Consider the following 26,615-nt stretch of genomic DNA (forward strand, 5'->3'; position numbering starts at 1 on the left):
AACCGACACGCCGCCCGGTGCCGGGCGGCGACCCCGTTCAAAAGGATACGACCCATGATCGAACGCATCGAAACCGGCGCACGCTCTTCGAAAATCGTCAAATACAATGGTGTTGCCTATATCACCGGCCAGGTCGGCGAAGGCGCGACCATTCAGGAGCAGGTGAAAGACTGCCTCTCGCGTGTGGACGCGCTTTTGACCAAAGCGGGATCGTCCCGCGAAAAGATGCTGCGCGCGACCATCTGGCTGGCGGACATGAGCGATTTCGACGGGTTGAACGAGGTCTGGAACGCGTGGGTTCCCGAAGGTCACGCACCTGCGCGCGCCTGCGGTGAATCCAAACTGGCGCGGGCCGAGCTGAAGGTCGACATCATCGTCGACGCGGCCTGCGACTGATTCAATGCGTTTGACCGCCGCTGCCTTGACCAACGCGGCGGCGGTTCTCTTGTCCTTCACCAACCGCCAAACCGCTCCCATGTCATCAACGGTGCACCCGGCGTTTCGGGGATCACATGATAACGCTGATGCTGTGCGGCGGTAGCGCAGGCGTGGTTGGGCAGGATGCGCAGCCGTGTGCCGATCGGCAGATCAGGCATCGTGCCGTCCGAACCGTGACGGAGAGCGATGATCCCATGTTCCTGATTGGCCTGCGCGACGATCTGGTCCGGCAGCACATTGCCATCCTCGTCACAGACCAGCCCATAACCCTGATCCACCGCCTGATTGGCGGTTCCGCGGTCGCGCGACATGGCCATCCAGCCGGCATCGATCATCACCCAGCCGTGTTTGGGCTGGTGGCCGATCACCGTGGTCAAAACCGACAGGGCAATGTCGTCAATGCGGCAGGCGTCGATCCCGGCCATGACCAGATCAAAGAATACGTACACGCCCGCGCGCATTTCCGTGACGCCGGTCAGATCCTTGGCGGCGTGGGCGGTTGGCGTCGATCCGACGCTGACCACGGGACATGGCAGGCCCGCTTCGCGCAAAGCCTCGGCGGCGCTGACGACCGCCAGACGCTCGGCTTCGGAATACTCCGATTGTGCCTCTTTGCCGACGGCGGAATAACTTTCCCCCGCGTGGCATAGCACGCCCGCGAGTTCCGCGCCGTCTTGGTGCAGGATGCGCCCGACTTCGATCAAATCCGGGTCAGACGGGCTGAGCCCGCTTCGATGGCCATCGCTGTCGATCTCGATCATCGCGGGAATGGCGATGCCAGCGTCCTTGGAGGCCTTGGCCACAGCGCGCGCCTGCACGACGGAATCCAGCAACACCGTCAGTCGGCACCCGGCGCGATGCAGATCCAGAACGCGGTCGAGCTTGTTAAGCCCGATGCCCACGGCATAGACGATGTCGGTGATACCCGCCGCCGCGAACACCTCGGCTTCGGCCAGCGTGGACACGGTTGCCGGACCGTTGCCATCCTTGAGAACATAGCGCGCCGCCTCGACCGATTTGGTGGTTTTCAGATGCGGCCGCAGCGCGACGCCCAGCGCGTCGGCATGTTTCGCCAGACGGTCGATGTTGCGTTTCATCTTGGCCTCGTCAAGCAACAGGCACGGCGTCGGGAGGTCGGCAAAGCGGGGATCACTCATGGGGTGCGGTCCTTTGGTTGCGGGTCAATAGCGGGTCGTCAGGCGATGACCGGGGCGATAGGTCAGGGTGACAAAGGTAATCGCCTGCCCCTGCCACCATGTCGAGCGGTCGATGGTAAACACCGGGTCTCCGACCTTGCAGGCCAGGTGATCCGACAACGCATCTTCCGCCAAAGCGGCCGAGAAGCTGATCTCGGCATCGGAATAGGGAATGCGTGCAACGAGCCATTCGTTCGGGCCTGAGCGGTTGAAATCGGCGTCCTCGGCTTGCGGCAGTGCGGTCAGATTGATCCAGCGGTTTTCGTGTTGGTACGGCTCGCCGTCGGCATAGTGCATGCAGATCAGATGCAGCGCCCGGCTGCCTTCGTCCAGTTTCAGACGCGCACGAAGCCAGTCCGGCGCATCCGCGACGGTGCAGCTCACAAGGGAATAGCGATACTCCGCGCCTTTCTCGGCAATCTCGTTGCGCACAAGCGGAATGTCGAACCGCGCTTGGCGGATGGGCGCGCTGCGCACCCGCGTGCCGGCCTTGCGACGACGTTCGATGATGCCGTCATCGGCAAGTTCGCGCATCGCCCGGTTCACCGTCGCGCGCGCGCAGCCATACATCGCCGCCAGCTCGATTTCGTTGGGTATCAGGCTGCCGGGCGCCCAATCGCCTTGGGTGATCTTCGACAGGATGTCCGACTTCACATCCTTGTAGGTGGCCGTCATGACGCGCGCCTTTATTAAGACTGCATTTATTGGCCTTAACCCTACACTTTATAAAAACCGAGCGCCACCTGCCGCGCGTGGTCCGGTTACTGGCTCATCTTGGCATCCACCATCGCCTCTTCCGCAATCATCGCTTCAAGCTGGCGGCGGAACCGCAATTGCCCCGCGTCGATCCCAAGGTCGATATGCGGCGACGTTTTTTCGCTCATCCCGACCTGCACCTCGTTCAGAACCGCACGGTCCTCTTCGAATGCGTTGCGCACGTCCTCACTCATCATCTTCGACAGCTCTTCGTCATCGGGACGGATGTTGCGAAGCTGGAACCAGTAATAGCGCGTCTCGGTCGCGGTGGTCGGAGTCATGAAATTGTAGCTGTCCATGATAAAGGTTTTTTCATGCAGCGGCCCGTCTTTGCCCCCGGTGCCCGCAGGGGTGAACACCGCGCGGATCAGCGCGTGGCTGGGATAGCGCACTTCGTAGTGCTGGAGCCGGTCGCAATTGCCCTCGAACTCGATCACCTTCTTATAAAACGGCGCGGGTTCGTGATCCATCATCCAGCGGTGGACGATCACGCCATTGTGGGTTTTCGACACCCGCAATGGCGCGTCCTTCGTCTCGGCCGAGGCAAAGGAAGATTCATGCACCCATGCCACATGCGTCGGGTCCAGAAGGTTGTCGCACATCAGCAGGTAGTTGCAGTTCAACTCCATCGCCGCGCCGCGATTGATGCCCCAGTCCGGGCTGTCGAAATTGGGAATGTCGATGATGTCCTCGGGATCGGCGATGGCCGCATTGCCCATCCAGATCCAGACCAACCCGTATTTTTCATGCACCGGATACGGCCGCACCCGCGCCGCCGAGGGAATACGCCCGCCGCCCGGCGCCCAAACGCATTGCCCGGCACAATCGAAGGTCAGGCCGTGATAGCCGCATTCAACAGTGTCTCCCTTGATCCGCCCCTTGGATAGCGGCAGTTTGCGGTGCGGGCAGGCATCTTCCAACGCGATGACTTCGCCCTGCGGATTGCGAAACATGCAGATCTTTTCGCCAAGCACTTTGACCTGCTGCAACTCCTTGACGATCTCGTCGCTCCAAGCGGCCACATACCACGCGTTTTTCAAGAACATCTAAAATCCCACCCTTTTGTTCGAGACTGGCTGATTGCGTCTCACCTTAAAAGGGTGAGCCATAAATGACAGGGGATTCTAGGTCATGCACGGTTTGAGCACAGACGGCGCGTCAGGTATCAGCCGGATCTGCCAGCTTTGCGCCCAACCGCTCCAGCATCGTCAGGCATTGCGCCAACTGCTCGATTGCCAGAAACTCGTCCGCCTTGTGCGCCTGCTCGATCGAGCCGGGGCCGCAGACGACGACATCCATCCCCAGCGCCTGAAAAATCCCCGCTTCGGTGCCAAAGGCCACTACATCCGAATTGGTCGCGCCGGTAAGCTGCGAGACGATCCGCCGCGCTTCGTTTTCGTCTGTCGGAGTGAGCCCGGCCACCTCTCCGACGATGTCGAGCAAAATGCTGGCATCCGGATGCACAGCGCGCATCTGCGGTAGCAATTCGCGCTCACAAAACTCTTGCAGGCTCGACAGGACCAGTTGCGCATCCCCAGCCTGCACGGGGCGCATTTCCCAATCGACCTGCGCCGTCGGCGCGATGACGTTATGCGCAACACCGCCGGCGAGCGCACCGACATTCACCGTCGTCCAGGGCGGATCGAAGGGTGATTGCGCAGGCGCTCTGGCGCGCAGGCGGTCCTTCAGTCCCAAAAGATGGTGCACATAGCGCACCGCGTATTCCACCGCGTTGACGCCATGATCGGGGCAAGATCCGTGACCCGCCAGCCCGGTAAACCGCGTGGTGTATTCATGGCAGCCCTTGTGACCGTCGATAATCCGCATTTCGGTCGGCTCGCCAATGATGGCAATGCCGGGTGTGAGGCCGCGATTTTTAAGGATATCGGCCAGATGCTGCGCACCGAGACAGCCGACCTCCTCGTCATAGGTGAATGCAAAATGCAAAGTCCGGTCGCGGACCTGTTCTGCCAGAGCCGGCGCCATTGCCAGGGTCGCTGCGATAAAGCCCTTCATGTCGCAGGTGCCGCGCCCGTATAGCCGGTCGTCGCGCTCTTCCATCACGAACGGATCGGAAGACCACGGCTGTTGGGCAACAGGCACGACATCGCTGTGACCCGACAACACGATCCCGCCGTCCCGCTCTGGCCCGATCGTGGCAAAAAGGTTCGCCTTGGTGCCGCACGGCGAGGCGTACAGATCACAGCGCGCGCCTGCGTCCTCCAGCAATCCGGCCATATGCGCGATCATGTCGAGATTGCTGAGCGCCGAGATCGTGGGGTAAGCAATCAGGTCTTTCAGGATTGCCCTGCTGCGCTGTAGGGTGTCCACAGCGTCACTCCTTCACAAACAGCTTGCGCTCGACATTGCACAGCGTTTCGGCCCGCCCCGTTTCTGTGATGAGGATCGTTTCGGAGGTTTCCAGCCCCCAAGTGTCCATCCAAAGCGCCGGCATGAAGTGAAAGGTCATTCCCGGCTCCAGAACGGTCTCGTCCTCCCAGCGGATCGACGCGGTGCGCTCGCCCCAATCCGGCGGATAGCTGAGGCCAACGGGATAGCCACACCGTCCCTCGCGGTGGATACCGTGCTTTTTCAGCGTATCGACAAACCCATTGGCGATATCGCAGCAGCGATTGCCTGCGCGTGCCGCATCAAGCCCCGCTTCTATGCCGTCCATCTGCGCCTTTTCGGCATCGCGCACCTCTTGCGTCGGGGTACCAAGGTAAACGGTGCGGCTGATCGGTGCGTGATAGCGTCGGTAACAGCCAGACAGTTCAAAGAACGTGGCCTCGCCGTCGCGCATCGGGTCGCCATTCCATGTCAGATGGGCCGCCGTGGCATCCAGACCGGACGGCGTGATCGGGACAATTGCCGGATAGTCGCCCCAGATGTCATCAACCCCGGTGATGCCAGCGTGATAGATGTCGGCGACCAGATCGTTCTTGCGGACACCGGGCGCGGCGCGCGCGATGGCGGTTTCGATCACCTTTTCCGAAATGCGCGCGGCCTTGCGGATGAAAGCGATTTCTTCCTCGGATTTGATGAGACGCTGCCAGTTCACCAATGCGGTGGCGTCGTGAATCGTCGCCTCGGTCAAGGCGGCGGTTAGAACCTGATGAGCCTTGGCGGAATAATAGTAATTGTCCATCTCGACACCGATCTGCGCCTCCTCCAGCCCCAGATCCTTGATCAGCGCGGCCAGATCCAGCATCGGATGGCGGGCAATCGACTGCACATAGTGATCGGCGTAGCCACGGATATTGTCATGCGACATCCAGCACGTGCGCTGCCCGCCCGGAAGGTCCATCTCCCGGCCCCACCAGATCGGCTCGCCCTCGTGGCGCAGCAACACGCCCTGATGCACGTAGAAGGACCAGCCGTCATAGCCGGTCAGCCAGGCCTGATTGGAGGGGTCGGTGACAAAGATCGCATCAAGCCCCGCCGCCTCCATCGCGCCGCGCGTCAGGCTTATGCGGCGCTTGTATTCGGGAAGTGTGAACGCGACGTTAGAGAAATCCATAAGAGACTCGACCGGTTAGGATGTGCACCGCAAATGTGCGTTTCGCCGGTGCCTCAAAAATTCATCAGTGGATTTCTTGACAAAATCAAGAAATTTCCGCCTGTTGAGGCCGAACGCACAAAGAGGACCGACAGGGGGACGATATGCTGAAAAACGATCAACTCGACCAATGGGATCGTGACAACTTCTTTCATCCCTCGACACATCTGGCGCAACATGCCCGTGGCGAAAGCCCGTCGCGCGTCATCAAAACCGCCTCTGGTGTCTTTATCGAGGATCGCAACGGAACCAGGCTGTTGGACGCGTTTGCCGGGTTGTATTGCGTCAACGTCGGCTATGGCCGTCAGGAGATCGCCGAGGCGATTGCGGATCAGGCGCGGGAACTGGCCTATTATCATTCCTATGTCGGTCACGGCACCGAGGCGTCGATCACGCTTGCCAAGATGGTTCTGGATCGCGCGCCCAAGAACATGTCAAAGGTCTATTTCGGCCTTGGCGGGTCGGATGCGAACGAAACCAACATCAAGCTGATCTGGTATTACAACAACATCCTTGGCCGTCCCGAAAAGAAGAAAATCATCTCGCGCTGGCGTGGCTATCACGGGTCGGGCCTGATGACCGGATCGCTGACCGGGCTGGAGCTGTTTCACAAGAAATTCGATCTGCCGGTCGAACAGGTGTTCCACACTACGGCGCCTTACTATTTCCGCCGCGACGATCTGGGGCAAAGCGAAGAGCAGTTCGTCGCGCAATGCGTGGCCGACCTCGAGGCGCTGATCGAACGTGAAGGTGCCGACACCATCGCCGCCTTCATCGGCGAGCCGGTACTGGGAACCGGCGGTATCGTCCCGCCGCCTGCGGGATATTGGCAGGCGATAGAGGCTGTGCTCGACAAGCACGACATCCTGCTGATCGCGGATGAAGTCGTGACCGGCTTTGGCCGCCTCGGCACGATGTTCGGGTCCGACCATTATGGCATGACGCCGGACATCATCACCATCGCCAAGGGACTGACCTCGGCCTACGCGCCGCTTTCGGGGTCCATCGTTTCGGAAAAGGTCTGGAACGTGCTGGAGCAGGGAACCGACGAGAATGGTCCCATCGGCCACGGCTGGACTTATTCCGCGCACCCGATCGGCGCCGCGGCGGGGGTGGCGAACCTCACACTGATCGACAATCTGAACCTCATGCACGACGCGGGTGACGTGGGCACTTATCTCAACACGGCAATGACAGAGGCGTTGGCCGATCACCCTCATGTCGGTGACGTGCGAGGCGAAGGCATGTTGTGTGCCGTCGAATTCGTCAGGGACAAGAGCGACCGCGTGTTCTTCGATGCAGGCGACAAGATCGGGCCGCAAGTCTCGGCCAAGCTGCTGGAGCAGGACAGGATCATCGCACGGGCCATGCCGCAAGGCGACATCCTGGGGTTCGCGCCCCCGTTCTGCCTGACGCGCGAAGAGGCGGATCAGGTGGTTGCCGGAACGGTGCGGGCCGTGAAGGCGGTGCTTGGCTAGGGCGTCACTCTGTTTGCCCTGCGCGCAATGCCTCGACTGCCTGGGCAACCTGTTTGATCGCTGTGAGCACGTGCGGGGTTTCGCACACCCAATCTGCGGAACTGTGATACATTGCAATCCCGGCAATGGCCGGGTGTGTCGTCATTTCTTCCGATCTGGAAAAGCCGTCATTGTGCGGCGCGCCGATCAGCAGGTCGGGTGCGTGCAGCACCAACTGCTCGAGCGACAGACGGCCGTTTCCGGTCATGCCAAGGGCCGCCGACAGATTGCGCGCGCCACCTGCTGTCAGGATGTCGTGGCTCAGCGTGCCCGTGCCCAGCGCATAGCCGTTTGGAAAGAAGAAAGCCGCCAGCGGCGCTGAGTCGTCCGGCTCTGAAAACTGCGCGAGTTCGGCCTCGAAGGCCGCTGCCATCGTCTCGGCCCGAGCCTCTTGTGCAAGCACGCGACCCATCTTGCGCATTGACGCGGGAATGTCTTCCAGCGCCTGCACCAAGGGGAACTCCACGATCTCGACGCCGATGCTGCGCAACATGTTCATCAGCGCCGGATCGTTATACTGGCCCGCGACCACGATATCGGGCGCTTGCACGGCAATGGCTTCCGCGCTGGCGCTGGTCTTGGCGAAAGCGGCAGCCTCAGCCGCCATGGCAGATGCACGCGGATCATCCGCAAGCGGGCTCAGCGCAATGATCTGCGAAGGCTCGGCAAGCAGCATGACCAATTGGTCTGTGCATACGTTGACTGACACGACACGCGGCAGGCCGGATGCGCCGGCCCCCATCGGGGCCAGCAGCAGGATCAAAAGCGTCAGCAGACGCAGCATCGTCAGAACGACGTTTCGACGCCGAACCGGACCGTCCGCTCGGGCGCGTTGTAACCGCGGACAGTCTGGTAATCGACGTCGCCGATATTCTCGATCGCGCCGTACAAATACGCCTTGTCGCTGACAGCATAGCGCGCCGAGACATCCCACAGGGTGTAGTCATCCAACCGCGTCGGGGTTCCGAAACCGTCCAGCTTGTCGGCCACTCGGGTCATGTTGACGGCCACCTGCAATTCGTCTGTCACATCCGCCTCAAGCGCCAGCGCCAGATCGTGACGCGGCACGAGGATCAACCGGTCGCCGTCGTTTTCGGCATCGGTCAGGGTGTAGGCTCCGGAGAGGCGCAGCCGGTCTGTGACGGCATAGCTGCCGCTCAACTCGAGCCCGCGCGAGTGCGTTGTGCCATCGGTCTGGATGTAACAGCCAAAGGCCTGCGACGGCAGGCAATCAGGCGTCACGCCAAAGCCGATCAGGTTGTCGATCTCGGACCAGAACAGTGTGGCACTGACAGAGCCGCGCTCACCAAATTCTTGCGTGACGCCAAGATCGAAGCTCCGGCTTTCTTCGGGGTCAAGCGCGCCGGAGCCGCCATAAGGCCCGAAGCGCTCATAGAGCGACGGCGCGCGGTATCCGGTTCCGATGGAGGCGCGCAGGGTGGTGGCGTCGGCCAAGCGATACGACAGCGCCGCGCGGCCCGAAAGCTGACCGTCGAAATCGGAATAATCATCATAGCGCAACGTCAAAGCCAGCTCGACCGCATCAGTCGGCGTCGCCTTGACCTCGGCGAACACGGCAGAGTTCGAGGCGTCGTAATCATCGCCGTCAAGCGATGCGCGCTCTTCGGTCCAGTCGGCACCAAGCGCCAGCGCGACGCCGGTCGCAACCTCGCCTTGCGCCAGATAGGCAACGGTGTCGCGCTCGCCGATGAATTCGCGGGTGAAGCCGTCTTCGTCAAAGCGTTCGGTTTCGAACGTGCTGAAGCTCACTTCGTGATCCCATGCGCCGGTCTGGAATTCGCCGAATACGCGCACACCGCGCCGTGTTTCATCCAACTCGCCAGAAGTGTCGCTCGCCGAGCGGTCGAATTCGCTCGTCGCGTCCGACCACAGCCCGGCCATGCCGACGCGGATCATGTCGCTCACCTGATAGGCCGCGAACAGGTTGACGTTGTTCTGCGTGAACCCGTCATCCTCGTTGTCGGTGTCGCGTGCCGAGAACCCCTCGGACGTGATGCGGCCAAGGCTAAGCGCCAATTCGGCGCGATCATCGCGATACCCGACGCTGAGGTTGCCGGCGCGGGTCTCGTAGCTGCCAAGCTCAAGCTGGGCCCGCCCCGAGATGCCATCGACGAGCGGACGCCATGTCTCGACCTCGACAACACCGGCAATTGCGTCAGAGCCGTAGATCGCGGATTGTGTGCCTTTCACGACGGCGATGCGATTGAGCGCGCCGCTGGTGAGCGTGCCGAAGTTGAACGCGGTCTGCGTGCTGGAGGGATCGGTGACGTCGATCCCGTCAACGCGCGCGCCGATATAGGATCCGCCAAGCCCCCGAATGCGCAACGAAGCGCTGCTGCCCAGACCGCCATTGGCACTGAGCGAAACTCCGGGCAGGGCTTTGAGCGCCGACGTCGCGGCAAGCCCCTTGAGGCTGATTTCTTCGCTATCAACGACGTCGATGGTTGCCCCCGTCGTTTCAAGGTTGGTGGGAAGAAGACCGCCGAACACGACGATTTCCTCAAGTTCGATGACATCACCGCTCAGGGTTTGCGCAGCCGCTAAAGACGGCGCAACGAGGGTGGTGCATAAAAGCAGTTTGGTGGTGAGACGTGCCATAGAAATGATCCCGGCCTTGTCCAGCGCTGTGCGCCGGTAGAGTAACGATGATCTGGGACACAGATGCATCCGCAGACGGTGATAGACACCACTGCGGACGTGCCGCCGCCCCAACGCGCCCCGCGTTCGGACTGGGTGTTGGCCTACGGCAGGTCTCCTGACTTGCGGGTCGTCGCCTTGCTGGCCTTCCCAGTTCCTTGCCGGAACCAGTGGCACGATCAGCATCGCTCGCCGCTCACAGTTGCGGGGGCAGTCGCGGATTATTCATGCAGAAGCACCGCGTTCCCTTTTCACCAGACGCGTGAACGCCCGGACCGTAAACACCGCCATCTGCACCCTGAAGCCACGGGTCGTCAAGGGTGGTTTCGCCTGTCGCCCGCGTGTGTGGCGCGTGCGAGACTTTGGCTCAGGGCAGGACCGCCTTCATCGCTATGTCGAGCTTGTCGACCACTTCGCCGATCTGATCGTCCGAAATGATATAGGGTGGCGCGAGCAGCACATGATCCCCAAGATTGCCGTCGCGGGTGCCGCGCATCGGATAGCAGATCAACCCCGCCTCGAAAGCCACCTTCTTGAAGCGTGCGGCGATGTTGTGCGACGGATCAAATGGCAGTTTCGAGGCCCGATCCTCGACGATCTCGATGCCGCGGAACAACCCTCGGCCACGAATATCTCCAACATGTGCGTGTTGCCCGAACCGGTCATGAAGCGCCTCTGCCAGCTTTTCGCCCTGGGTCTGTACCCTGGCAATCAGATCGCGCCCGTGAATGGCCTTGAGCACCGCAAGCGATGTCGCGCAGGCGACCGGATGACCGAGATAGGTGTGCCCATGTTGGAAAAAGCCCGACCCGTCCGAAATGGCCTGATAAATCTTTGCCGAACACATCATTGCGCCGATCGGCTGGTAGCCCGCACCCAACCCTTTCGCGATACACAGGATATCGGGCACAACACCTTCGATGTCGCAGGCGAACAGGCTGCCGACACGCCCCATGCCGCACATGACTTCATCCAGGATCAACAGCACGCCATAGGTGTCGCAAATCTCGCGGATGCGTTTGAAATAGCCCTCGACCGCCGGAACCGCGCCCATCGTGGCGCCCACGACAGGCTCGGCGACAAAGGCGATCACGCTGTCGCGGCCAAGCCGCAGGATCTCGTCCTCCAGCTCCTGCGCAACGCGCTGGCCGTAATCGAACGATGTCTCGTCCGGCGCACGATCGACGTATTCGTAACACGGCGCGATATGGGACACATCCATCAGGATGGGCTCGAACTGCGCCCGCCGCCACGCATTTCCGCCCGTTGCCAACGCGCCAAGGGTGTTGCCGTGATAGCTTTGCCTGCGGGCGATGATATGGCGCCTTTGCGGTTCCCCGATTTCCAAAAAATACTGGCGTGCCAGTTTCAGCGCGGATTCCACAGCCTCGGAACCACCCGACACGAAATAGACGCGATCCAGATCACCGGGCGCGTCGCGCACCAGCAGATCGGCCAGTTCCTCGGCCGGATCGCTGGTGAAAAAACCGGTATGCGCATAGGCAAGTCGCGCCGCCTGATCCTGTACCGCCTGCACGATCTCGGCGTCGCCGTGACCCAGACAAGACACCGCCGCGCCGCCGGAGCCGTCAAAATACTGCTTGCCGCTATCGTCATAGAGATAGCAGCCCTCACCGCGCACGGCTTTGGGCGGAGGTGCGAGGTTATGGCGTGGAAAGACGTGGCTCATCGGACATCACCTTTGCTGCAACGGCACGGTACGGTTGAGCCGTCCCAACCGTACGGGCGCATCCCACCAAGAGACCATCCGGAACGCAAGCGATAGAACCTCTGGAGGCGGCATATGCGCCGTTTCGTCCCTGTCTGTCAGCGGTTTGACGCGACGCAAAGGACGATAGTTACAGATTACGCGATCACTAAGCTGGCCCATTCGGAGCGAATCACGTTTTATGTCTTTGGGAACGTAAGAAAATCTCCTGCGCGCTTAAAATCGCGCTTGGGATGGGCAATTTTATTTGACGTTTCAACCTGTGGGCCGCGCCGCGTGTCCGCAAGCTAACTGGGAGAAAAACATGATGTATAAAAGTTTCGCAGCAGGCCTCGCAGCCGTCGCCTCCATCGCATTTGGTGGAGCCGCAATGGCGCAAGACCAGCAGTTCATCTCGATCGGCACTGGCGGCGTGACCGGTGTGTATTATCCCACCGGCGGCGCGATCTGCCGTCTGGTGAACCGCGACCGCAAGGAGCATGGCATCCGTTGCGCCGTGGAGTCCACAGGCGGTTCGGTCTACAATATCAACACGATCAAGGCCGGAGAGCTTGAATTCGGCGTTGCCCAGTCGGACTGGCAGTATCATGCCTATAACGGCACCTCGTCGTTTGCCGACAATCCGTTTCCCGAAATCCGTGCGATGTTCTCTGTCCACCCCGAGCCGTTTACGCTCTTGGTGCGCGGTGACAGCGGCATCACCTCGTTCGAAGAACTCAAGGGCAAGCGCGTGAACGTGGGCAATCCCGGTTCCGGGCAGCGCGCCACAATGGAAGTCGTGATGGACGCATATGGCATCACGATGGACGATTTCGGACTCGCTACCGAGTACAAGGGCTCGGAAATGGCAAAGCAGATCTGCGACGATAATATCGACGCCATGATCTATACCATTGGCCACCCTGCCGCCGCGATCAAGGAAGCGACGACGACTTGCGATGTCAAACTCGTCGATGTGACGGGCGAGGAAATCGACAAGCTGGTCGCGGACAACCCGTACTACCGTGTCGCGACGATCCCGGCGGGCATGTATGCCGGCAACGATGAGGACACCACCACCTTCGGCGTTGGCGCGACTTTCGTCACAAGCAGCGAAGTCTCCGATGACGTGGCCTACACCGTGGCCAAGGCAGTGATGTCCAACCTCGATGATTTTCGTGGCCTGCACCCTGCCTTCGCCAATCTCGACGCCAAGGAGATGGTCAAGGACGGCCTGTCGGCTCCTTTGCACCCCGGTGCAGAGCGCGCGTATAAAGAACTTGGCCTGATGGAATAAGGGCCGCTTTATGACGACCTGACACACAGCGCCGGCGCATCTTTCAAGGTGCGCCGGTGTTTTGCCTTAAAACGACGCGGGAACCGCGCATTCGGGGGGACATCAAGATGACCGAGACAAAAACCGCCCAAGACATGGTGGCAGAGGCCGATACCGGCGCACGACAGGCCGGTGCCTTTGCAAACACCCTGATCTTCGGGCTGTGTATCGCGTGGTCCCTCTTTCAATTATATATCGCGTCAAAGCTACCGGGTGTCCTGGCGCAGGCCACGGGTGTCAGCATCCTCGCCAATATCGTTGCGCAGGCGCGCTATGTTCACCTTGCCTTTGCGATCGCCCTGGCGACGCTGGCCTTTCCGATTTTCGGGCATCGCAACCGGATACCGGCCTATGATTGGGCGCTTGTGATCCTTGGCGTTGCCGCCTGTCTCTATCTTATCGTCTTTCGCTTCGAGATTGCCGACCGCCCCGGTCTTTGGAGCACGACCGATATCGTCATGTCCGCCATCGGCATGGTGGTTCTGATGGTTGCGGTCTACCGATCGTTGGGTTTGCCGCTGGTCATCATCGCGTCGCTGTTCCTCGCGCTGGCGTTTTTCGGCGGGTATTCGCAATGGATCGGGCGGATCACCAATTACGGCGGCTCGTCCTTCTCCAAGGCGATGGGCCATTACTGGATGCAGACCGAAGGCGTCTTTGGCGTCGCTCTCGGGGTCTCGACCTCGATGATTTTCCTGTTCGTGTTGTTTGGTGCCTTGCTCGAAAAAGCGGGCGGCGGCAACTGGTTCATCAAGGTCGCCATTGCCCTGCTCGGATCTTTGCGCGGGGGACCGGCCAAGGCAGCGGTGCTGTCGTCGATGATGACCGGCATGATTTCAGGATCCTCCATCGCCAACACCGTCACGACGGGTACCTTCACCATTCCCTTGATGAAGCGCATCGGATTTTCCTCGGAAAAAGCAGGCGCTGTCGAAGTGGCGTCTTCGACCAATGGTCAGTTGACGCCACCGGTCATGGGAGCGGCAGCGTTCCTGATGGTCGAATATGTCAACATTCCCTATATCGATGTTGTCAAACACGCCTTTCTGCCTGCGGTTATTTCCTACATCGCGCTGCTTTATATCGTGCATCTGGAAAGCCTGAAACTGGGTCTTCAGGGTTTGAAAAAACCCGGGCGGCACATCGGGGTCATCCTGATTCTGGTCCTGTTCCTGACAGGGTTTCTGGGCATGGCTGCGGTGACGTTCCTCGTTGTCGCATTCCGGGCGATGCTCGAACCGATCATGCCGGGGGCAACCGTGTATCCGTCCTTGGTGCTGTTGGCGATTGCCTATGTCGCCCTTGTTTACCTGTCGTCGAAGTACCCCGATCTCAAGGTCGATGATCCTGACGAAAAGGCGGTCTCTGCGCCGCGTCTGACGCCGACGTTCCTGGGTGGAGCCTATTTTGCGCTGCCGATCTTTGTGCTGGTCTGGAACCTGATGGTGCGCACAGAATATCTTGACCGTCTCTCACCGGCGCTGTCCGCGTTCTGGGCCACGATTACGATGATAATCGTCGCCTTGACCCACAGGCCGCTGAAAGCGATGTTCCGGGGCGAATCCGAGTTTGCTAACCAGGCGATTGCCGGCTTTCAGGACTTTGTCCTCGGGCTCGAAAGCGGCGCGCGCAACATGATCGGCATCGGTGTGGCGACGGGCGCGGCGGGCATCATCGTCGGCACGATCTCCCTGACCGGGGCGCACCAGATCATCGGACAGGTGATCGAAGTGATCTCGGGCGGCAATCTGATCATCCTGCTTGTGCTGGTGGCGGTGCTGTCGCTGATCCTTGGCATGGGCCTGCCGACCACTGCCAATTACATCGTGGTCTCGTCACTCATGGCACCGGTGATCGTGTCGGTGGGCGCGCAGGCGGGGCTGATCGTGCCGTTGATCGCGGTGCATATGTTCGTGTTCTATTTCGGCATCCTTGCCGACGATACGCCGCCTGTGGGCCTTGCCGCCTATGCGGCCGCCGCGATCTCTCGCGGCGACCCGATCAAAACGGGCGTGCAAGGCTTTGCCTATGACATTCGCACGGCGCTCTTGCCGTTCATGTTCATCTTCAACACCGATCTGCTGCTGATCGACGTCGGCCCGCTCAAGGCCGTGTTCGTCTTTTTCATCTCGCTGATCGCCATGCTGACCTTTGCTGCGGTCACCCAAGGCTATTTCATCGCCAAGACCCGCAAGTGGGAGGCCGTGGTGATGCTTGTCGTGGTCTTCATGCTGTTCCGTCCGGGGTTCTTCCTCGATCAGTTTCAGGACCGGTATGTCGATTATTCGGGTCCGGCGGCCATCGCCGCCATTGGTGACATCGGTGTCGGGGAAGAGGCCCGGATCACCGTGTCGGCGCCCGATTTCGACACCGGGATCGTGGGCACCAAGACGATCCTCGTCAAACCCGAGGCCGAAGGGTCTGGCATGGAGAGGCTTCAGGCTGTCGGACTGAGCGTGATGGAAGAAGGCGACACGCTGCTTTTGGAAGAGCCGTTCCCCGGCACGCCGTTCTTCGAGAAACTTGCGAATGAATATGATTTCTACGGCGACGAACCTGCACAGATCGAGTTGGTTCAGATCGAGAACGAGCGGCTTCCCAAGGAGTTGTTCTTCATTCCAGCCTTGCTGCTGCTTCTCATGATCATCGGCCTTCAAAGTCGCCGCATGACACAACCCGCCTTTTAAGGAATTTCTGCATGTTCGACATCCTCCTGGTTCCCGTTGACATTTCCCTTCCCGACGAGGCGCAAAAACTGCTCAAGAACGCCAAGGTCTTTGCGGATAAATGGGACAGCGACGTTCACGTCGTTTCGGTCATTCCCAATGTCGGAATGCCGATTGTCGGCTCTTACATGGAGGACGGGTTCGAAGAGAAAGCCAAATCCGAGGCCGAATCCGAACTGAGCCGGCAAATCGAAACATCCGGAATCACCGCCAAAAGCTATGTGCTCAAAGGCACGGTTTATGACCGGGTGATCGCGCTGGCCAACTCGCTGAACGTTGATCTCATCATGATCGGTGCCCACCAGCCGCAGCTCAAGGATTATCTCCTGGGGTCGAACGCCGCGCGTCTGGTACGCCATTCCGCCAAATCGGTGCTTGTCTTGCGCGACTGATTTCCGCGCGTTGGGCGTCACAGAACAAGATTTGATCCTATTTCGCTAAAGTCTTGCCCCAATAGCATCACGATGCTGCCGAACTCCTTGTTTACTTCTTTGCTGTTAAATTAACGCAAACGTAGCTGTAGCCTTGAGGAATCACCTTCTGGCATTGGCAACGCCAGCAAGGAAATTGCGACGTGGCATTCACGATCACATTCGACTACCGCTTCGATAGCACGGGCTTTTTCGACAGCCCGGCGCGTCGCGCGGCGCTCGAACTGGCCGCCGCGCAGTGGGAAGGCATCATTCGCGATGACTTTGAAGAGGTTCCGGTCGGGACGCGGTTCGAAATCCGCAATCCGACGTCCTATGCAACCGAAACCGTAACACTGACCAACGCCGTTGATGACGTCATCGTCTTTGTCGGCGCGACCGCGCTTCCCGGATCGACCCTGGCGCTCGCCGGCCCTGACGGCACAGATGCCGCGGGTGATGTCTATGCCGCACGCGTAAGCTCTGATTTCCGCGGCACCGGCACCGTCACCGATTTCGAGCCTTGGGCGGGGTCGATCACCTTTGACACGACGGCCAACTGGTCGTTCAGCCTCGGCAATCCGGCGGCAGGACAAAGCGATTTCCTGTCTGTCGCGGTACACGAGATTGGCCATATTCTCGGCGTCGGAACCTCGGGCGCTTTCGATAGATGGGTGTCAAATACGTCGTTCACCGGTCCGAACGCCAAATCCGTCAACAACGGCCAGGCGATTCCCATCACCCCGGATGGCGGCCATGTGCAGAACGGTTTCGCAGGCGACAGCGTGTCTCTTGATCCGTCCTTGATCGACGGAACGCGCGTTCTGCTCAGCCAATACGACAAAGCGATCCTCGCAGATATCGGCTACGACATCGCAGGTTTCTCCAAACAAGGTATCAAACCGGCAATTGCCACATTGGCAGGCGAGCGAATTTTTGGCCGCGATGTAGCTGACACAATCGACGGCCTCGGTGGCAACGATTCCCTTCAGGGCGGGGATGGGAACGACCTGTTGCTCGGCAACATGGGCAACGATGTTCTGTTTGGCCAAACCGGGAACGACACGCTCATGGGCGGCGCAGGTGACGATTATCTCGGCGGCGGGACGGGCAACGACGAGCTGCGTGGCGGGGGCGGCAACGATACTTTTTATGGACAAGGCGGCACCGACACTTTTGTCATTGGCAAGGGCGACGGAAAAAACACGATCTCGGATTTTGACGTCGGGTCCGAAATCATTCGCCTGATCGACAGCGGGTTCAACTCCAGGGCAGAGGTCGTTTCAGCGATCACCAAGATTGCTGGCAATGTGTCACGGCTGACACTGGAAGACGGCACAAATGTTGACGTTTTTCACGATTTTCAAAGCGGAACTCCGCTCAGAGAAGACAATTTCGAGTTGATCGATGCGGTCGCATCAGGTGATAAAAGCATAATAAACGGCAATGCCGGGCCGAACCGGCTTCAAGGGGGCAAAAACAACGAGCAGATATCAGGGAACGACGGCGATGATACCCTGTCCGGAGGTGGAGGCGATGACACTCTGTCCGGAGGCAGCGGAGCCGATGTTTTCGACATAAATCCAGGCGATCAAAAGGTCACGATCACAGATTTCGACCTTTCTCAAGACATCCTAGACCTGTTGGATTTTGAACAATCCCAGGTAGAAAACGCGTTGGAAAACGCACAAGCCGACGGGGGTGTGGTTCTCACATTCTCCGACGGCACGACAGTTAAGATTGGAGGCACAAACGTGACCACACAAAACTTCCCGACTGCCACGGTGCGAGCCAACGGCAACAACAACGAACCCGTCGGACCCATGATAATCCTCGGCGAAGCGCTTGTCGGAAATACACTGACAGCGCGCAAAGGCGGTGTCAGCGATCCCGATGGCATCAATTGGGGATCTGAGAGCTTTCAATGGCTCCGAGACGGTAGCCCGATTTACGGCGCCACTGGCGGAACATATGACGTCACTACAACCGATATCGGCACGCAGATAAGCGTGCAGTACATCTACATGGACAACGGTGGCACCCGAGAAACCGTGACCAGCAAGCCCGAGCCTGCGGTACCCTCGGGCGTGGCACCTCCCTCTGGCGGCGGCAGCACCGGTGGTACGCAAAACCCAGGCACGAATAATCCGGATAACGACAGCCCCAACGGACCGCTTAACATTCTTGGCGAAGCTCTCGTCGGCAACACGCTCACCGCGCGCCCGAACAGTATTACTGATCCTGACGGCATAAATTACGGTTCGGCTACATTTCAGTGGCTGCGCGACGGTGAGCCGATTTCCGGCGCGACCGCGCAGACTTATGATGTCGGCCTGGCAGATCGCGGAACTCAAATCAGCGTTCAGTACTCCTATCTTGATGGCAACGGCACTCGCGAAACCGTGACCAGCAAGCCGGAGCCAACGGTGCCGGGCGGCACGACCACACCGCCACCGACCACTGGCGGCGGAGACGGTGGCACTCCGACCGAGCCGACGGGGCCGACCGAGCCGGAGGTTCCCGAACCGCCCGCCGGACATGTGAACTCGGTTCCGATTGGCAAACTGGTGATCCTGGGCTTCCCGGTCGAAGGTGCCGATCTGCTTGCGAGAACCGACGCGGTCTTCGACCGCGATGGCTATGATGAGGCTGGATCCAGTTTCCAATGGCTGCGCGATGGGGAGCCGATCAGCGGCGCAACCGGGAAACTGTACACCATCACCGCCGACGATCGCGGCGCGGCGCTCAGCGTTCAGCTTACCTTTACCGACGGCGCCGGAACCGTCGAAACCGTCTTGAGCGCTGAAGAACCCGCAGTGCCCTTCCCCGATGGCGAGGGCCCTCTGGTCGAAGACGATTCCGAAACGTCTGACGACAGCGTTACCGATGGAGTGCTCGAAGGCACGTCTGACGCCGACACTTTGGTTGCAACGGCAGGCGTTGAACAGATCAACGGGCTCGACGGTGAAGACACCGCGGTCTTTGCCGGCGATCAATCCAATTACGTTCTGCGCCTCAGCCCCGATGGCGTGACGGTCACCGACCGGAGCGACGGTGGTTTGGGCACAATTGGTCTCGATGGGGTCGAACTGATCGACTTTGGCACCGAGATCGGCGCTTTTGACGGCCCGGTCGATCTACAGCGGTTCGGCGGTCACACCGACCTCGGAGAAGAGGCATTCGAGAACTTCATCGAGATGTATATCGCCTACTTCAACCGTGCGCCCGACGCCGTCGGCTTGTCCTTCTGGGGGACCGCGTATGCCAACGGTACGTCGCTGGAAGAAATCGCGGAGCAGTTCGCGCTTCAGGACGAAACGGCGGCAACGTATCCGGACGACACCAGCAACATCAAGTTTACCGCACAGGTTTACGAAAACGTGCTGGGCCGCTCGCCCGACATCGAAGGATTGCGGTTCTGGACCGGAGCATTGGACAGCGGCGAGGTCACCCGTGGTGAATTCATCCTGCAAGTCCTGCGTGGCGTTGACGCGGAGGCACCCGAAGGGGCGTCGCAAGCGTTTCTCGATCGCCAGGCGGCCGACCAGCTTTACCTGGAACAGAAAACCGATCTTGGCGCGTTCTTCGCAGTGCATAAAGGAATGTCGAATGTCGAAGATGCGGCGCAGGTCCTGGCCTTGTTCGATGGCAGCGCCGACAGTCTTGCCACCGCGGTGGAAGCGATCGAAACACTGCACACTGCCGCGATGGACCCGGTCAACGGGGACTTCCTGATGCCGCTGGTCGGCGTTCTGGACGATCCGTTCACGATCTGATTTTTCCGTCCGTCCCATCGAGACGCAGACCATGACAGAAGAGGCCAGCCGACGCCGTGTCGGCTGGCCTTAATCTTTCTCGAACCGGGCATTTCAGTATTCTTAGTGTTTTAGTCAGAAAGACTTGTGCTGCCCCGTGAATCATGTAACTGACTTTTTCCGTAAGATTTAGCAGCACGGAGAAAGCCATGCCCTTTTTGACAAAAACATCGACGCTCGCCCTGATCGCGACCACCGCACTTGGCACCGTTGCTTTGGCCGAGGGAGAGGTGAACCTTTACTCTTCGCGCCATTATGACACGGACGAACGCTTGTATTCCGACTTTACCGAGGCCACCGGCATCACGATCAACCGGATCGAAGGCAACGGTGATGAAATGATTGCGCGTATGGAAGCGGAAGGCGCAAATTCCCCCGCGGATGTCTTGTTGACGGTCGACACGTCGCGTCTCGAACGCGCGAAATCAGCAGGCGTGTTGCAGTCAATCGACAGCGAAATTCTGGAGCGGCGCATCCCTGAATCCCTGCAAGACAAAGACAACCAGTGGTTCGGATTCAGCCAACGCGCGCGGATCATCTTTTACGATAAAGCCGATGTGACAAATCCCCCTATGGACTACATCTCGCTGGCCGATCCGCAGTACAAAGGTCAGGTCTGCCACCGCTCCTCGACCAACGTCTATGCGCAAACCCTCCTGAGCGCGATCATCGAAAATCACGGCGAAGACGCCGCGCGTGAATGGGCGCAAGGCATGGTGGACAATTTCGCGCGCGATCCGCAGGGCGGCGACACCGATCAGCTTCGCGCGATTGCATCGGGTGAATGCGACATTTCCGTTGCCAACACGTATTACTTTGCACGATCCATTCGCACCGAAGTCGAAGGCTTGTCGGAAGATGTACGCGAGAACATCGGATGGATTTTTCCGGCGCAGAATGCCGAGGGCGCCCATATGAACCTGTCTGGCGGTGGCGTTGCAGCCAATGCGCCGAACAAGGACAACGCGATCAAGTTCCTTGAATATCTCGCGTCCGATCAGGCACAGAAGTATTTCTCGGGCGGCAATGACGAGTATCCGGCAGTTCCCGGGGTTGGCCTGTCACCCTCGGTTGCCGAGCTTGGTCTGTTCCGGCCAGACGATGTCGACCTTTCCGATGTCGCCAAGAACGTCCCAACTGCGCAGAAAATTTTCAACGAAGTCGGTTGGAAGTGAACTGATCGACTTCGCAGACGGAAAAGGGCGCTTAGGCGCCCTTTTTCATCTTGTCCTGCTCGTTCAGAATCCGCCGGCACAAGAGGATCACCGGCAACGTTCCGATCGCGACAATCACGAGGCTCGGCACCGCTGCACCGGACAGCCTTTCATCGGAAGCCAGCCGATGTGCCTGCACCGCCAAGGTGTCGAAGTTGAAGGGGCGCATGATCAACGTGGCTGGCAACTCTTTCATCACGTCGACGAACACGATCAGCAACGCGGTGAACAGGCTTGGCCTGAGCAGCGGGAAATGGATTCGGCGCAACAAGCCCCATTCACTTTGCCCCAACACCCGCGCGGCGGCGTCCATATTCGGGTTGATCACTGCGACTCCACCTTCGTAGGCCCCAATCGCCGCCGCGAGAAAGCGGATCATGTAGGCGCAAACCAGCAGCCAGATCGAGCCGGTGAACAGCAATCCGGTTGAAATACCAAAGGTATCGCGCATGTAGGCATCAAGCGCGTTGTCGAAGAAGGCAAATGGAACCAGCAAACCGACGGCGATAACCCCTCCTGGCACAGCGTAGCCAAGGCGCCCGATATAGAGCGCGACAGTTGCGAACCAGGACGTGCGCGTGCGCGCAAGGCTTCCGAACAACAATGCAACCGCGACGGTTACCACCGCCGCCACCAATCCCAGTGTTACCGAGTTCTGCGCGAATTTTAGATAGCGTGGGCTGAACAGGCTCTGCTCCGATCCCATCGCCATTTCGGCCAACATGACTACGGGCAGCAACCCTCCAAGGAAAGCGGGTATGAAACAGGCCAAAAACGCCAGTCGTGCTTTTCCTTTCACCAATCTTGCACGCGGCATCCGCTCGAACTTGCGTCCGAAGGCATAGCGCGCCTCACCGCGATTGATCCGCTCCAGGATCGCGAGGCATAGGGCAAATGCCAGCAATCCAAGCGACAGTTGTGCAGCCGCGGCTCGGTCAGCAAAGGTGAACCAACTGGAATAAATGCCCACAGCGAACGTCTGGACGCCGAAATAGGAAACCGTGCCGAAATCCGCGATTGTCTCCATGCCGATCAGCATTGCGCCCGACGCGATCGCTGGACGAGCCATCGGCAATGACACCCTCCAAAACGCGCCCGTTCGCGACTGTCCGAGCGATTGCGCGGCATAGAACGTCGTCGCACTTTGCGACGCGAATGCGGCACGTGCCAGAAGATAAACATAAGGGTAAAGCACCAGAGTGAGCATCGCCGCGGCGCCGCCAAGGGATCTGATTTCGGGAAACCAGTAATCGCGCGGACCCCACCCCATGACAGAGCGCAACGTCGACTGCACGATGCCGGGATGATCGAGAACGTGTGTGTATGCGTATGCCAGAACATACGCAGGAAACGCCAAAGGCAGAACCAGCGCAATTTCCAAGACGCGACGCCCGCGAAATTCCGTTGTCGTGATAAGCCACGCAGTCGCCGTTCCAATGATCGTGCTCGGAACAACAACGAGGACAAGCAAGGCAATGGTCGTCCACGTATAGCGACCAAGAACGGTTTCAGCCAACGACTCCAACGTATCTGTCGAGCCGAGGAATGCCGCGATCAGGACACTGAAATGCGGCAGGATGCAAATTGCCGCGACGAAGCCGGCCAAGATCCAAGGAACGGCTCCCCAAACCGAACGCACGCGCTTATTGAGGTGATGCGCAATGTCCGTCATTGGTTCTCTTTGATACTCATGTCGAGTCAATCCCGATTGGTTCGCTCAGGTTTCGGCACTCCCATATCACCCGAAGTTCGCACATGGAAACCGCTTCGCTGAAAATTGGATGGCTTTAGGTCGCACGGCGATTTATGGGCGCGATTTGTCCGCGCGTTCGAGAGCCCCCAAACGCGTCATCAAAGCAATCGCCTTGACTTTTTTGGAACGTTCCATTACTGACACTGACAAGCTTGGGGAAATTTCAGATCGAATAGGTTTTGATATGCGATGGGCTCTTATCGGCGCGAGCAGGATTGCGTCCGGCTACATGATCGACGCGCTGCGGGTGCAACCCGAAAGCGAAATCGTCTCGGTCCTCAGTTCCGATGCCACGCGCGGCGCGCGCTACGCCGAAGATCACGCCATCCCGCACAGCTTCACCGATCTTGACGCCCTTCTCGACGGGCCACCCATCGATGCCGTCTATATTTCGACGACGAACGAAAAGCACCATGCACAGGCCTTGATGGCGATTGCTGCGGGTAAGCATGTCCTGTGCGAGAAGCCGCTGGCCACATCTCTTGCGGACGCCATCGAAATGGTGTCCGCGGCGGATGAGGAGGGCGTCACGTTTGGAACGAACCATCATTTGCGCAATGCGGGATCGCATCTCGCGATCCGCGACCTGATCGACGAAGGCCGAATCGGTGACGTCCAAAGCGTCCGGGTGTTTCACGCCGTGAGCCTGCCGCAACAACTGCGCGGCTGGCGGATCAACGACGCCTCGGCCGGGGGCGGTGTCATTCCCGACATCACGGTGCACGACGCAGATACGGTCCGTTTCCTGCTCGGCGAGGATCCGGTGGACGTGATCGCCAAATCCGCAACCTCCGGCCTTGGCGAAGGGGTCGAGGACAGCGCCATGTCGGTCTGGTCCATGCCGTCCGGCGCGATGGTCCAGAGCCATGAAAGCTTTACCCACCCGTTCGCCCGCACCGGGATCGAGATTCACGGCACTAAAGGGTCGATCCACGCGGACGGCGTCATGTCGCAAGAGCCTGTCGGCACGATCCACCTGGTCGATGCGCAGGGGCGGCACGAAATCGGTTTCGAGACGCATAACCTCTATCACCGTGCCGTCCGTCTGTTCTCCAAGGCGGCCGCCGGCAGCGGTCGCCCGTCGGCGGATGGGATCGACGGTGTCAAGTCACTCGCCGTTGCCTTGGCCGTCCGCGAGTCAGCCCGATCCGGCACCTGTCAACGCGTCAACTACGGCGAGCCTTCAAAATGAGGTCGAAAATCGTCTCTGCGGCGCATGCTGCCAGCCGGATCGAAGACGGTGCCGTCGTCACCGTGTCCTCCTCCTCCGGTCTAGGCTGCCCCGACAAGGTGCTCGAGGCCATCGGGCGGCGCTTCGACGAAGAAGGCCATCCGCGTGATCTGACCACGCTGCATCCCATTGCTGCTGGCGATATGTACGGGATCAAGGGCATCGACCATATCGCGAAGGACGGCTTGCTTTCCACCATTGTGGCAGGCTCCTACCCCTCGGGTCCGTCATCGCTGCCCATGCCCGAAATCTGGAAGATGCTGACCGAAAACCGGATCGCTGCCTATAACGTGCCCTCGGGCATTCTCTTCGACATGCATGCCGATGTCGCCGCGCGGCGTCCGGGCGTGATGACGAAGGTCGGGCTCGACACTTTTGTCGATCCGCACCATCAGGGGTGCGCGATGAACAAATTGGCCGCAGCCCGGCCAATCGTGAACCGGATCGAGATGTCCGGTGAAACCTGGCTTCATTTCCCCAATATCGTGCCGGACGTGGCGATCATCCGGGCCACAACGGCCGACGAGCGCGGCAATCTGACATATGAACACGAGGGCGCCTATCTCGGTGGTCTGGAACAGGCGATTGCAGTGCGCAGCTACGGCGGAATCGTCATTGCGCAGGTCAAGCGCGTCACCGCCGATGGATCGCTGCGCCCCCATGATGTGCGTGTGCCGAGCCATCTTGTGGATATGATCGTCGTGGACCCCGACCAGCGCCAAACCACGGAAACCGACTACGACCCCGCCATCTCGGGCGAAATCATGCGGCCCTGGTCGAGTTTTACCCTGCCCGAACACGGTATCGAGAAGGTTCTTGCCCGCCGAGCGGCGATGGAGTTGAAGCGCGGAATGACCGCCAACCTCGGCTTCGGCATTTCGGCGATGGTGCCACGCGTACTGCTGGAGGCGGGCCATCCGCGGGCTGTGACCTGGGCCATCGAACAGGGTGCGACGGGCGGCATGCCGCTTCTGGACTTCGCCTTCGGCTGCGCCTCGAATGCGGATGCCTTCATCCCGTCGCCGCAACAGTTCATGTATTTCCAGGGCGGCGGGTTCGATGTGTCGTTCCTGTCCTTCCTTGAAGTCGACACGGCGGGCAACGTCAACGTCTCGAAGCTAGGCAAGAAACCCTACCTGACGGCCGGCTGTGGCGGTTTTGTCGATATTACGGCGCATGCGAAAAAGATCGTGTTCTCCGGCCTGTTCGAGGCGGGCGCCGATATTCAGCTGACCGACGATGGTTTGACCGTCCGCAAGCCCGGAAAATTCACCAAGATGGTGGACAAGGTCGAACACATTACGTTTTCGGGCAAACGGGCGCGCGACACCGGACAGAGCGTCATCTACGTGACCGAGCGATGTGTCATCCGTCTGACCGGCGACGGACTGGTCGCGACCGAGATCATGCCCGGTATCGACCCTGTTCGCGATATCGTTGAGGCCTCCAATGGGCGCGTGCGCGTGGCCGAAAACGCCACCGCGATGCCGACTGCACTTCTGAAGGCCGGGCCGATGGAACTGGACCTGTGAGCGCGCTGCACCTCATATCGCACGGACCGGTGGCCGAACTGCGGCTGGACAACCCGGCCAAGCTGAACGCGCTAACCGTCGACATGCTTAAAGCGCTGGAAACCCATTGCGCAACGCTGGAAGGCGACCGCGATGTGCGCGCCGTTATCATCACCGCCGAAGACGCCAAGGCGTTCTGCGCCGGGGCTGACATCCTGGCCTGGTCACAGCTTTCGCCCGGCGATTTCGCGCGCCACTGGGTGCGCGATGGGCACCGCATTTTCGATCGCTTGGCCCGCTTGTCCAAGCCCACTGTGGCGGCACTTGGCGCCCATGCCGTCGGCGGCGGGCTGGAACTTGCCGCCTGCGCCGATATTCGGGTCATGGCGCCGGGGGCCACGCTTTCGCTGCCCGAAGCGGGGGTCGGCATCGTGCCCGGATGGTCCGGAACGCAGCGGCTGATCCGTCTCATTGGTGAGCCTGCGGTCAAGGAAATGGCCCTTTTCGGTCGCCGGATCGCGGCTGAGCGGGCGCTGGCTCTGGGCTTTGCGGCCGAGATCAGCGACGATCCCCGCGCCGCCGCGCTTGCCCTGGCGGAACGCCTGGCCGGCACCTCTCCGCGCGCCACCGAAATCGCCAAGTATATGATCCATGCCGCCGCTGGAGAGGACAGTGCGGCGATGATCGAGGCTCTCGGCGCCGGTATGGCCGGTGCCACCGACGACCGCACCGAGGGCGTCGCGGCTTTTCGCGACAAGCGCACACCGAATTTCACGGGAGTCTGAAT

The 26,615-nt window shown here is 60.1% G+C and carries 19 protein-coding genes and 1 riboswitch; of the genes, 10 read left to right on the forward strand and 9 right to left on the reverse strand.

The genetic code is table 11. From position 1 onward, the window contains the following. Window positions 1-54 precede the first annotated feature (54 nt). Window positions 55-396, forward strand: coding sequence for a RidA family protein (locus ACGKZZ_RS09900; RefSeq protein ID WP_411223386.1), 342 nt, complete (start codon window positions 55-57; stop codon window positions 394-396). Window positions 397-452: 56 nt separating this feature from the next. Here ACGKZZ_RS09900 and ACGKZZ_RS09905 read toward each other — a convergent pair whose 3' ends face one another. From ACGKZZ_RS09905 to ACGKZZ_RS09925, 5 genes are all read right to left on the reverse strand, one after another. Then, a complete protein-coding gene (locus ACGKZZ_RS09905; RefSeq protein WP_411223387.1) occupies window positions 453-1,595 on the reverse strand; it encodes a DSD1 family PLP-dependent enzyme in 1,143 nt (380 codons plus the stop codon). A gap of 24 nt (window positions 1,596-1,619) precedes the next feature. Further along, window positions 1,620-2,309 carry a UTRA domain-containing protein gene (locus tag ACGKZZ_RS09910; RefSeq protein ID WP_411223388.1) on the reverse strand — a complete coding sequence of 230 codons (690 nt, stop codon included), beginning with the start codon at window positions 2,307-2,309 and terminating at the stop codon, window positions 1,620-1,622. 86 nt (window positions 2,310-2,395) lie between these two features. Beyond that, window positions 2,396-3,436 (reverse strand): Rieske 2Fe-2S domain-containing protein, encoded by a 1,041-nt coding sequence (locus ACGKZZ_RS09915; RefSeq protein WP_411223389.1) that lies wholly within the window; start codon window positions 3,434-3,436, stop codon window positions 2,396-2,398. 112 nt (window positions 3,437-3,548) lie between these two features. Beyond that, a complete protein-coding gene (argE, locus tag ACGKZZ_RS09920) occupies window positions 3,549-4,721 on the reverse strand; it encodes an acetylornithine deacetylase (RefSeq protein ID WP_411223390.1) in 1,173 nt (390 codons plus the stop codon). A gap of 4 nt (window positions 4,722-4,725) precedes the next feature. Further along, window positions 4,726-5,910, reverse strand: a complete 1,185-nt coding sequence (locus ACGKZZ_RS09925) for a M24 family metallopeptidase (protein ID WP_411223391.1) — start codon at window positions 5,908-5,910, stop codon at window positions 4,726-4,728. 143 nt (window positions 5,911-6,053) lie between these two features. Here ACGKZZ_RS09925 and ACGKZZ_RS09930 point away from each other — a divergent pair, with 143 nt between their 5' ends. Continuing rightward, window positions 6,054-7,427: an aspartate aminotransferase family protein gene (locus tag ACGKZZ_RS09930; protein WP_411223392.1), complete on the forward strand. Its 1,374-nt coding sequence runs from the start codon at window positions 6,054-6,056 to the stop codon at window positions 7,425-7,427. Window positions 7,428-7,431: 4 nt separating this feature from the next. On the opposite strand, the gene ACGKZZ_RS09935 is transcribed toward ACGKZZ_RS09930, so the two are convergent. The 3 genes from ACGKZZ_RS09935 to ACGKZZ_RS09945 form a co-directional block, all read right to left on the reverse strand. Continuing rightward, window positions 7,432-8,250 carry an ABC transporter substrate-binding protein gene (locus tag ACGKZZ_RS09935; RefSeq protein WP_411223393.1) on the reverse strand — a complete coding sequence of 273 codons (819 nt, stop codon included), beginning with the start codon at window positions 8,248-8,250 and terminating at the stop codon, window positions 7,432-7,434. Window positions 8,251-8,252: 2 nt separating this feature from the next. After that, window positions 8,253-10,085: a TonB-dependent receptor plug domain-containing protein gene (locus tag ACGKZZ_RS09940; protein WP_411223394.1), complete on the reverse strand. Its 1,833-nt coding sequence runs from the start codon at window positions 10,083-10,085 to the stop codon at window positions 8,253-8,255. Between the two features lie 129 nt (window positions 10,086-10,214). Continuing rightward, a riboswitch (cobalamin riboswitch) is annotated at window positions 10,215-10,419 on the reverse strand. A 72-nt stretch (window positions 10,420-10,491) separates the two neighbouring features. Further along, the gene (locus ACGKZZ_RS09945) at window positions 10,492-11,814 is read right to left on the reverse strand and encodes an aspartate aminotransferase family protein (protein WP_411223395.1); all 1,323 of its coding nucleotides are present in this window, start codon (window positions 11,812-11,814) and stop codon (window positions 10,492-10,494) included. Window positions 11,815-12,157: 343 nt separating this feature from the next. Between ACGKZZ_RS09945 and ACGKZZ_RS09950 the strand changes: the two genes are divergently transcribed. The 5 genes from ACGKZZ_RS09950 to ACGKZZ_RS09970 all read left to right on the forward strand — a co-directional run bounded on the left by ACGKZZ_RS09950 (window position 12,158) and on the right by ACGKZZ_RS09970 (window position 21,294). Continuing rightward, window positions 12,158-13,129 carry a TAXI family TRAP transporter solute-binding subunit gene (locus tag ACGKZZ_RS09950; RefSeq protein WP_411223396.1) on the forward strand — a complete coding sequence of 324 codons (972 nt, stop codon included), beginning with the start codon at window positions 12,158-12,160 and terminating at the stop codon, window positions 13,127-13,129. Between the two features lie 107 nt (window positions 13,130-13,236). Next, the gene (locus tag ACGKZZ_RS09955; RefSeq protein ID WP_411223397.1) at window positions 13,237-15,855 is read left to right on the forward strand and encodes a TRAP transporter permease; all 2,619 of its coding nucleotides are present in this window, start codon (window positions 13,237-13,239) and stop codon (window positions 15,853-15,855) included. An 11-nt stretch (window positions 15,856-15,866) separates the two neighbouring features. Further along, the gene (locus ACGKZZ_RS09960; RefSeq protein WP_411223398.1) at window positions 15,867-16,286 is read left to right on the forward strand and encodes a universal stress protein; all 420 of its coding nucleotides are present in this window, start codon (window positions 15,867-15,869) and stop codon (window positions 16,284-16,286) included. A gap of 182 nt (window positions 16,287-16,468) precedes the next feature. After that, window positions 16,469-20,080, forward strand: a complete 3,612-nt coding sequence (locus ACGKZZ_RS09965) for a DUF4214 domain-containing protein (protein ID WP_411223399.1) — start codon at window positions 16,469-16,471, stop codon at window positions 20,078-20,080. Window positions 20,081-20,268: 188 nt separating this feature from the next. After that, window positions 20,269-21,294: a Fe(3+) ABC transporter substrate-binding protein gene (locus ACGKZZ_RS09970; protein ID WP_411223400.1), complete on the forward strand. Its 1,026-nt coding sequence runs from the start codon at window positions 20,269-20,271 to the stop codon at window positions 21,292-21,294. Between the two features lie 31 nt (window positions 21,295-21,325). Here the strand turns inward: ACGKZZ_RS09970 and ACGKZZ_RS09975 are convergent, their stop codons facing one another. Next, the gene (locus ACGKZZ_RS09975; RefSeq protein ID WP_411223401.1) at window positions 21,326-23,005 is read right to left on the reverse strand and encodes an ABC transporter permease; all 1,680 of its coding nucleotides are present in this window, start codon (window positions 23,003-23,005) and stop codon (window positions 21,326-21,328) included. 265 nt (window positions 23,006-23,270) lie between these two features. Between ACGKZZ_RS09975 and ACGKZZ_RS09980 the strand changes: the two genes are divergently transcribed. Genes ACGKZZ_RS09980 through ACGKZZ_RS09990 form a run of 3 tightly spaced genes read left to right on the forward strand, consistent with a single transcriptional unit; the run spans window position 23,271 to window position 26,613 of the window. Then, complete coding sequence (locus tag ACGKZZ_RS09980; protein WP_411223402.1) at window positions 23,271-24,278, forward strand: Gfo/Idh/MocA family protein; 1,008 nt, start codon at window positions 23,271-23,273, stop codon at window positions 24,276-24,278. Beyond that, a complete protein-coding gene (locus ACGKZZ_RS09985; protein WP_411223403.1) occupies window positions 24,275-25,849 on the forward strand; it encodes an acyl CoA:acetate/3-ketoacid CoA transferase in 1,575 nt (524 codons plus the stop codon). The genes ACGKZZ_RS09980 and ACGKZZ_RS09985 overlap by 4 nt, the downstream gene beginning before the upstream one ends. After that, window positions 25,846-26,613 (forward strand): enoyl-CoA hydratase/isomerase family protein, encoded by a 768-nt coding sequence (locus ACGKZZ_RS09990; RefSeq protein ID WP_411223404.1) that lies wholly within the window; start codon window positions 25,846-25,848, stop codon window positions 26,611-26,613. Before ACGKZZ_RS09985 ends, ACGKZZ_RS09990 begins: the two co-directional genes overlap by 4 nt. Window positions 26,614-26,615: the final 2 nt, after the last annotated feature.

This window comes from Marivita sp. S2033 (assembly GCF_046592965.1).
GTDB lineage: Bacteria > Pseudomonadota > Alphaproteobacteria > Rhodobacterales > Rhodobacteraceae > Marivita.

What these genes read in the sequence shown, in the direction of transcription:
- ACGKZZ_RS09900 (WP_411223386.1), top strand. Translation starts at nt 55, where the DNA reads ATGATCGAACGCATCGAAACCGGCGCACGCTCTTCGAAAATCGTCAAA.
- ACGKZZ_RS09905 (WP_411223387.1), bottom strand. Translation starts at nt 1,595, where the DNA reads ATGAGTGATCCCCGCTTTGCCGACCTCCCGACGCCGTGCCTGTTGCTT.
- ACGKZZ_RS09910 (WP_411223388.1), bottom strand. Translation starts at nt 2,309, where the DNA reads ATGACGGCCACCTACAAGGATGTGAAGTCGGACATCCTGTCGAAGATC.
- ACGKZZ_RS09915 (WP_411223389.1), bottom strand. Translation starts at nt 3,436, where the DNA reads ATGTTCTTGAAAAACGCGTGGTATGTGGCCGCTTGGAGCGACGAGATC.
- ACGKZZ_RS09925 (WP_411223391.1), bottom strand. Translation starts at nt 5,910, where the DNA reads ATGGATTTCTCTAACGTCGCGTTCACACTTCCCGAATACAAGCGCCGC.
- ACGKZZ_RS09930 (WP_411223392.1), top strand. Translation starts at nt 6,054, where the DNA reads ATGCTGAAAAACGATCAACTCGACCAATGGGATCGTGACAACTTCTTT.
- ACGKZZ_RS09935 (WP_411223393.1), bottom strand. Translation starts at nt 8,250, where the DNA reads ATGCTGCGTCTGCTGACGCTTTTGATCCTGCTGCTGGCCCCGATGGGG.
- ACGKZZ_RS09940 (WP_411223394.1), bottom strand. Translation starts at nt 10,085, where the DNA reads ATGGCACGTCTCACCACCAAACTGCTTTTATGCACCACCCTCGTTGCG.
- ACGKZZ_RS09945 (WP_411223395.1), bottom strand. Translation starts at nt 11,814, where the DNA reads ATGAGCCACGTCTTTCCACGCCATAACCTCGCACCTCCGCCCAAAGCC.
- ACGKZZ_RS09950 (WP_411223396.1), top strand. Translation starts at nt 12,158, where the DNA reads ATGATGTATAAAAGTTTCGCAGCAGGCCTCGCAGCCGTCGCCTCCATC.
- ACGKZZ_RS09955 (WP_411223397.1), top strand. Translation starts at nt 13,237, where the DNA reads ATGACCGAGACAAAAACCGCCCAAGACATGGTGGCAGAGGCCGATACC.
- ACGKZZ_RS09960 (WP_411223398.1), top strand. Translation starts at nt 15,867, where the DNA reads ATGTTCGACATCCTCCTGGTTCCCGTTGACATTTCCCTTCCCGACGAG.
- ACGKZZ_RS09970 (WP_411223400.1), top strand. Translation starts at nt 20,269, where the DNA reads ATGCCCTTTTTGACAAAAACATCGACGCTCGCCCTGATCGCGACCACC.
- ACGKZZ_RS09975 (WP_411223401.1), bottom strand. Translation starts at nt 23,005, where the DNA reads ATGACGGACATTGCGCATCACCTCAATAAGCGCGTGCGTTCGGTTTGG.
- ACGKZZ_RS09980 (WP_411223402.1), top strand. Translation starts at nt 23,271, where the DNA reads ATGCGATGGGCTCTTATCGGCGCGAGCAGGATTGCGTCCGGCTACATG.
- ACGKZZ_RS09985 (WP_411223403.1), top strand. Translation starts at nt 24,275, where the DNA reads ATGAGGTCGAAAATCGTCTCTGCGGCGCATGCTGCCAGCCGGATCGAA.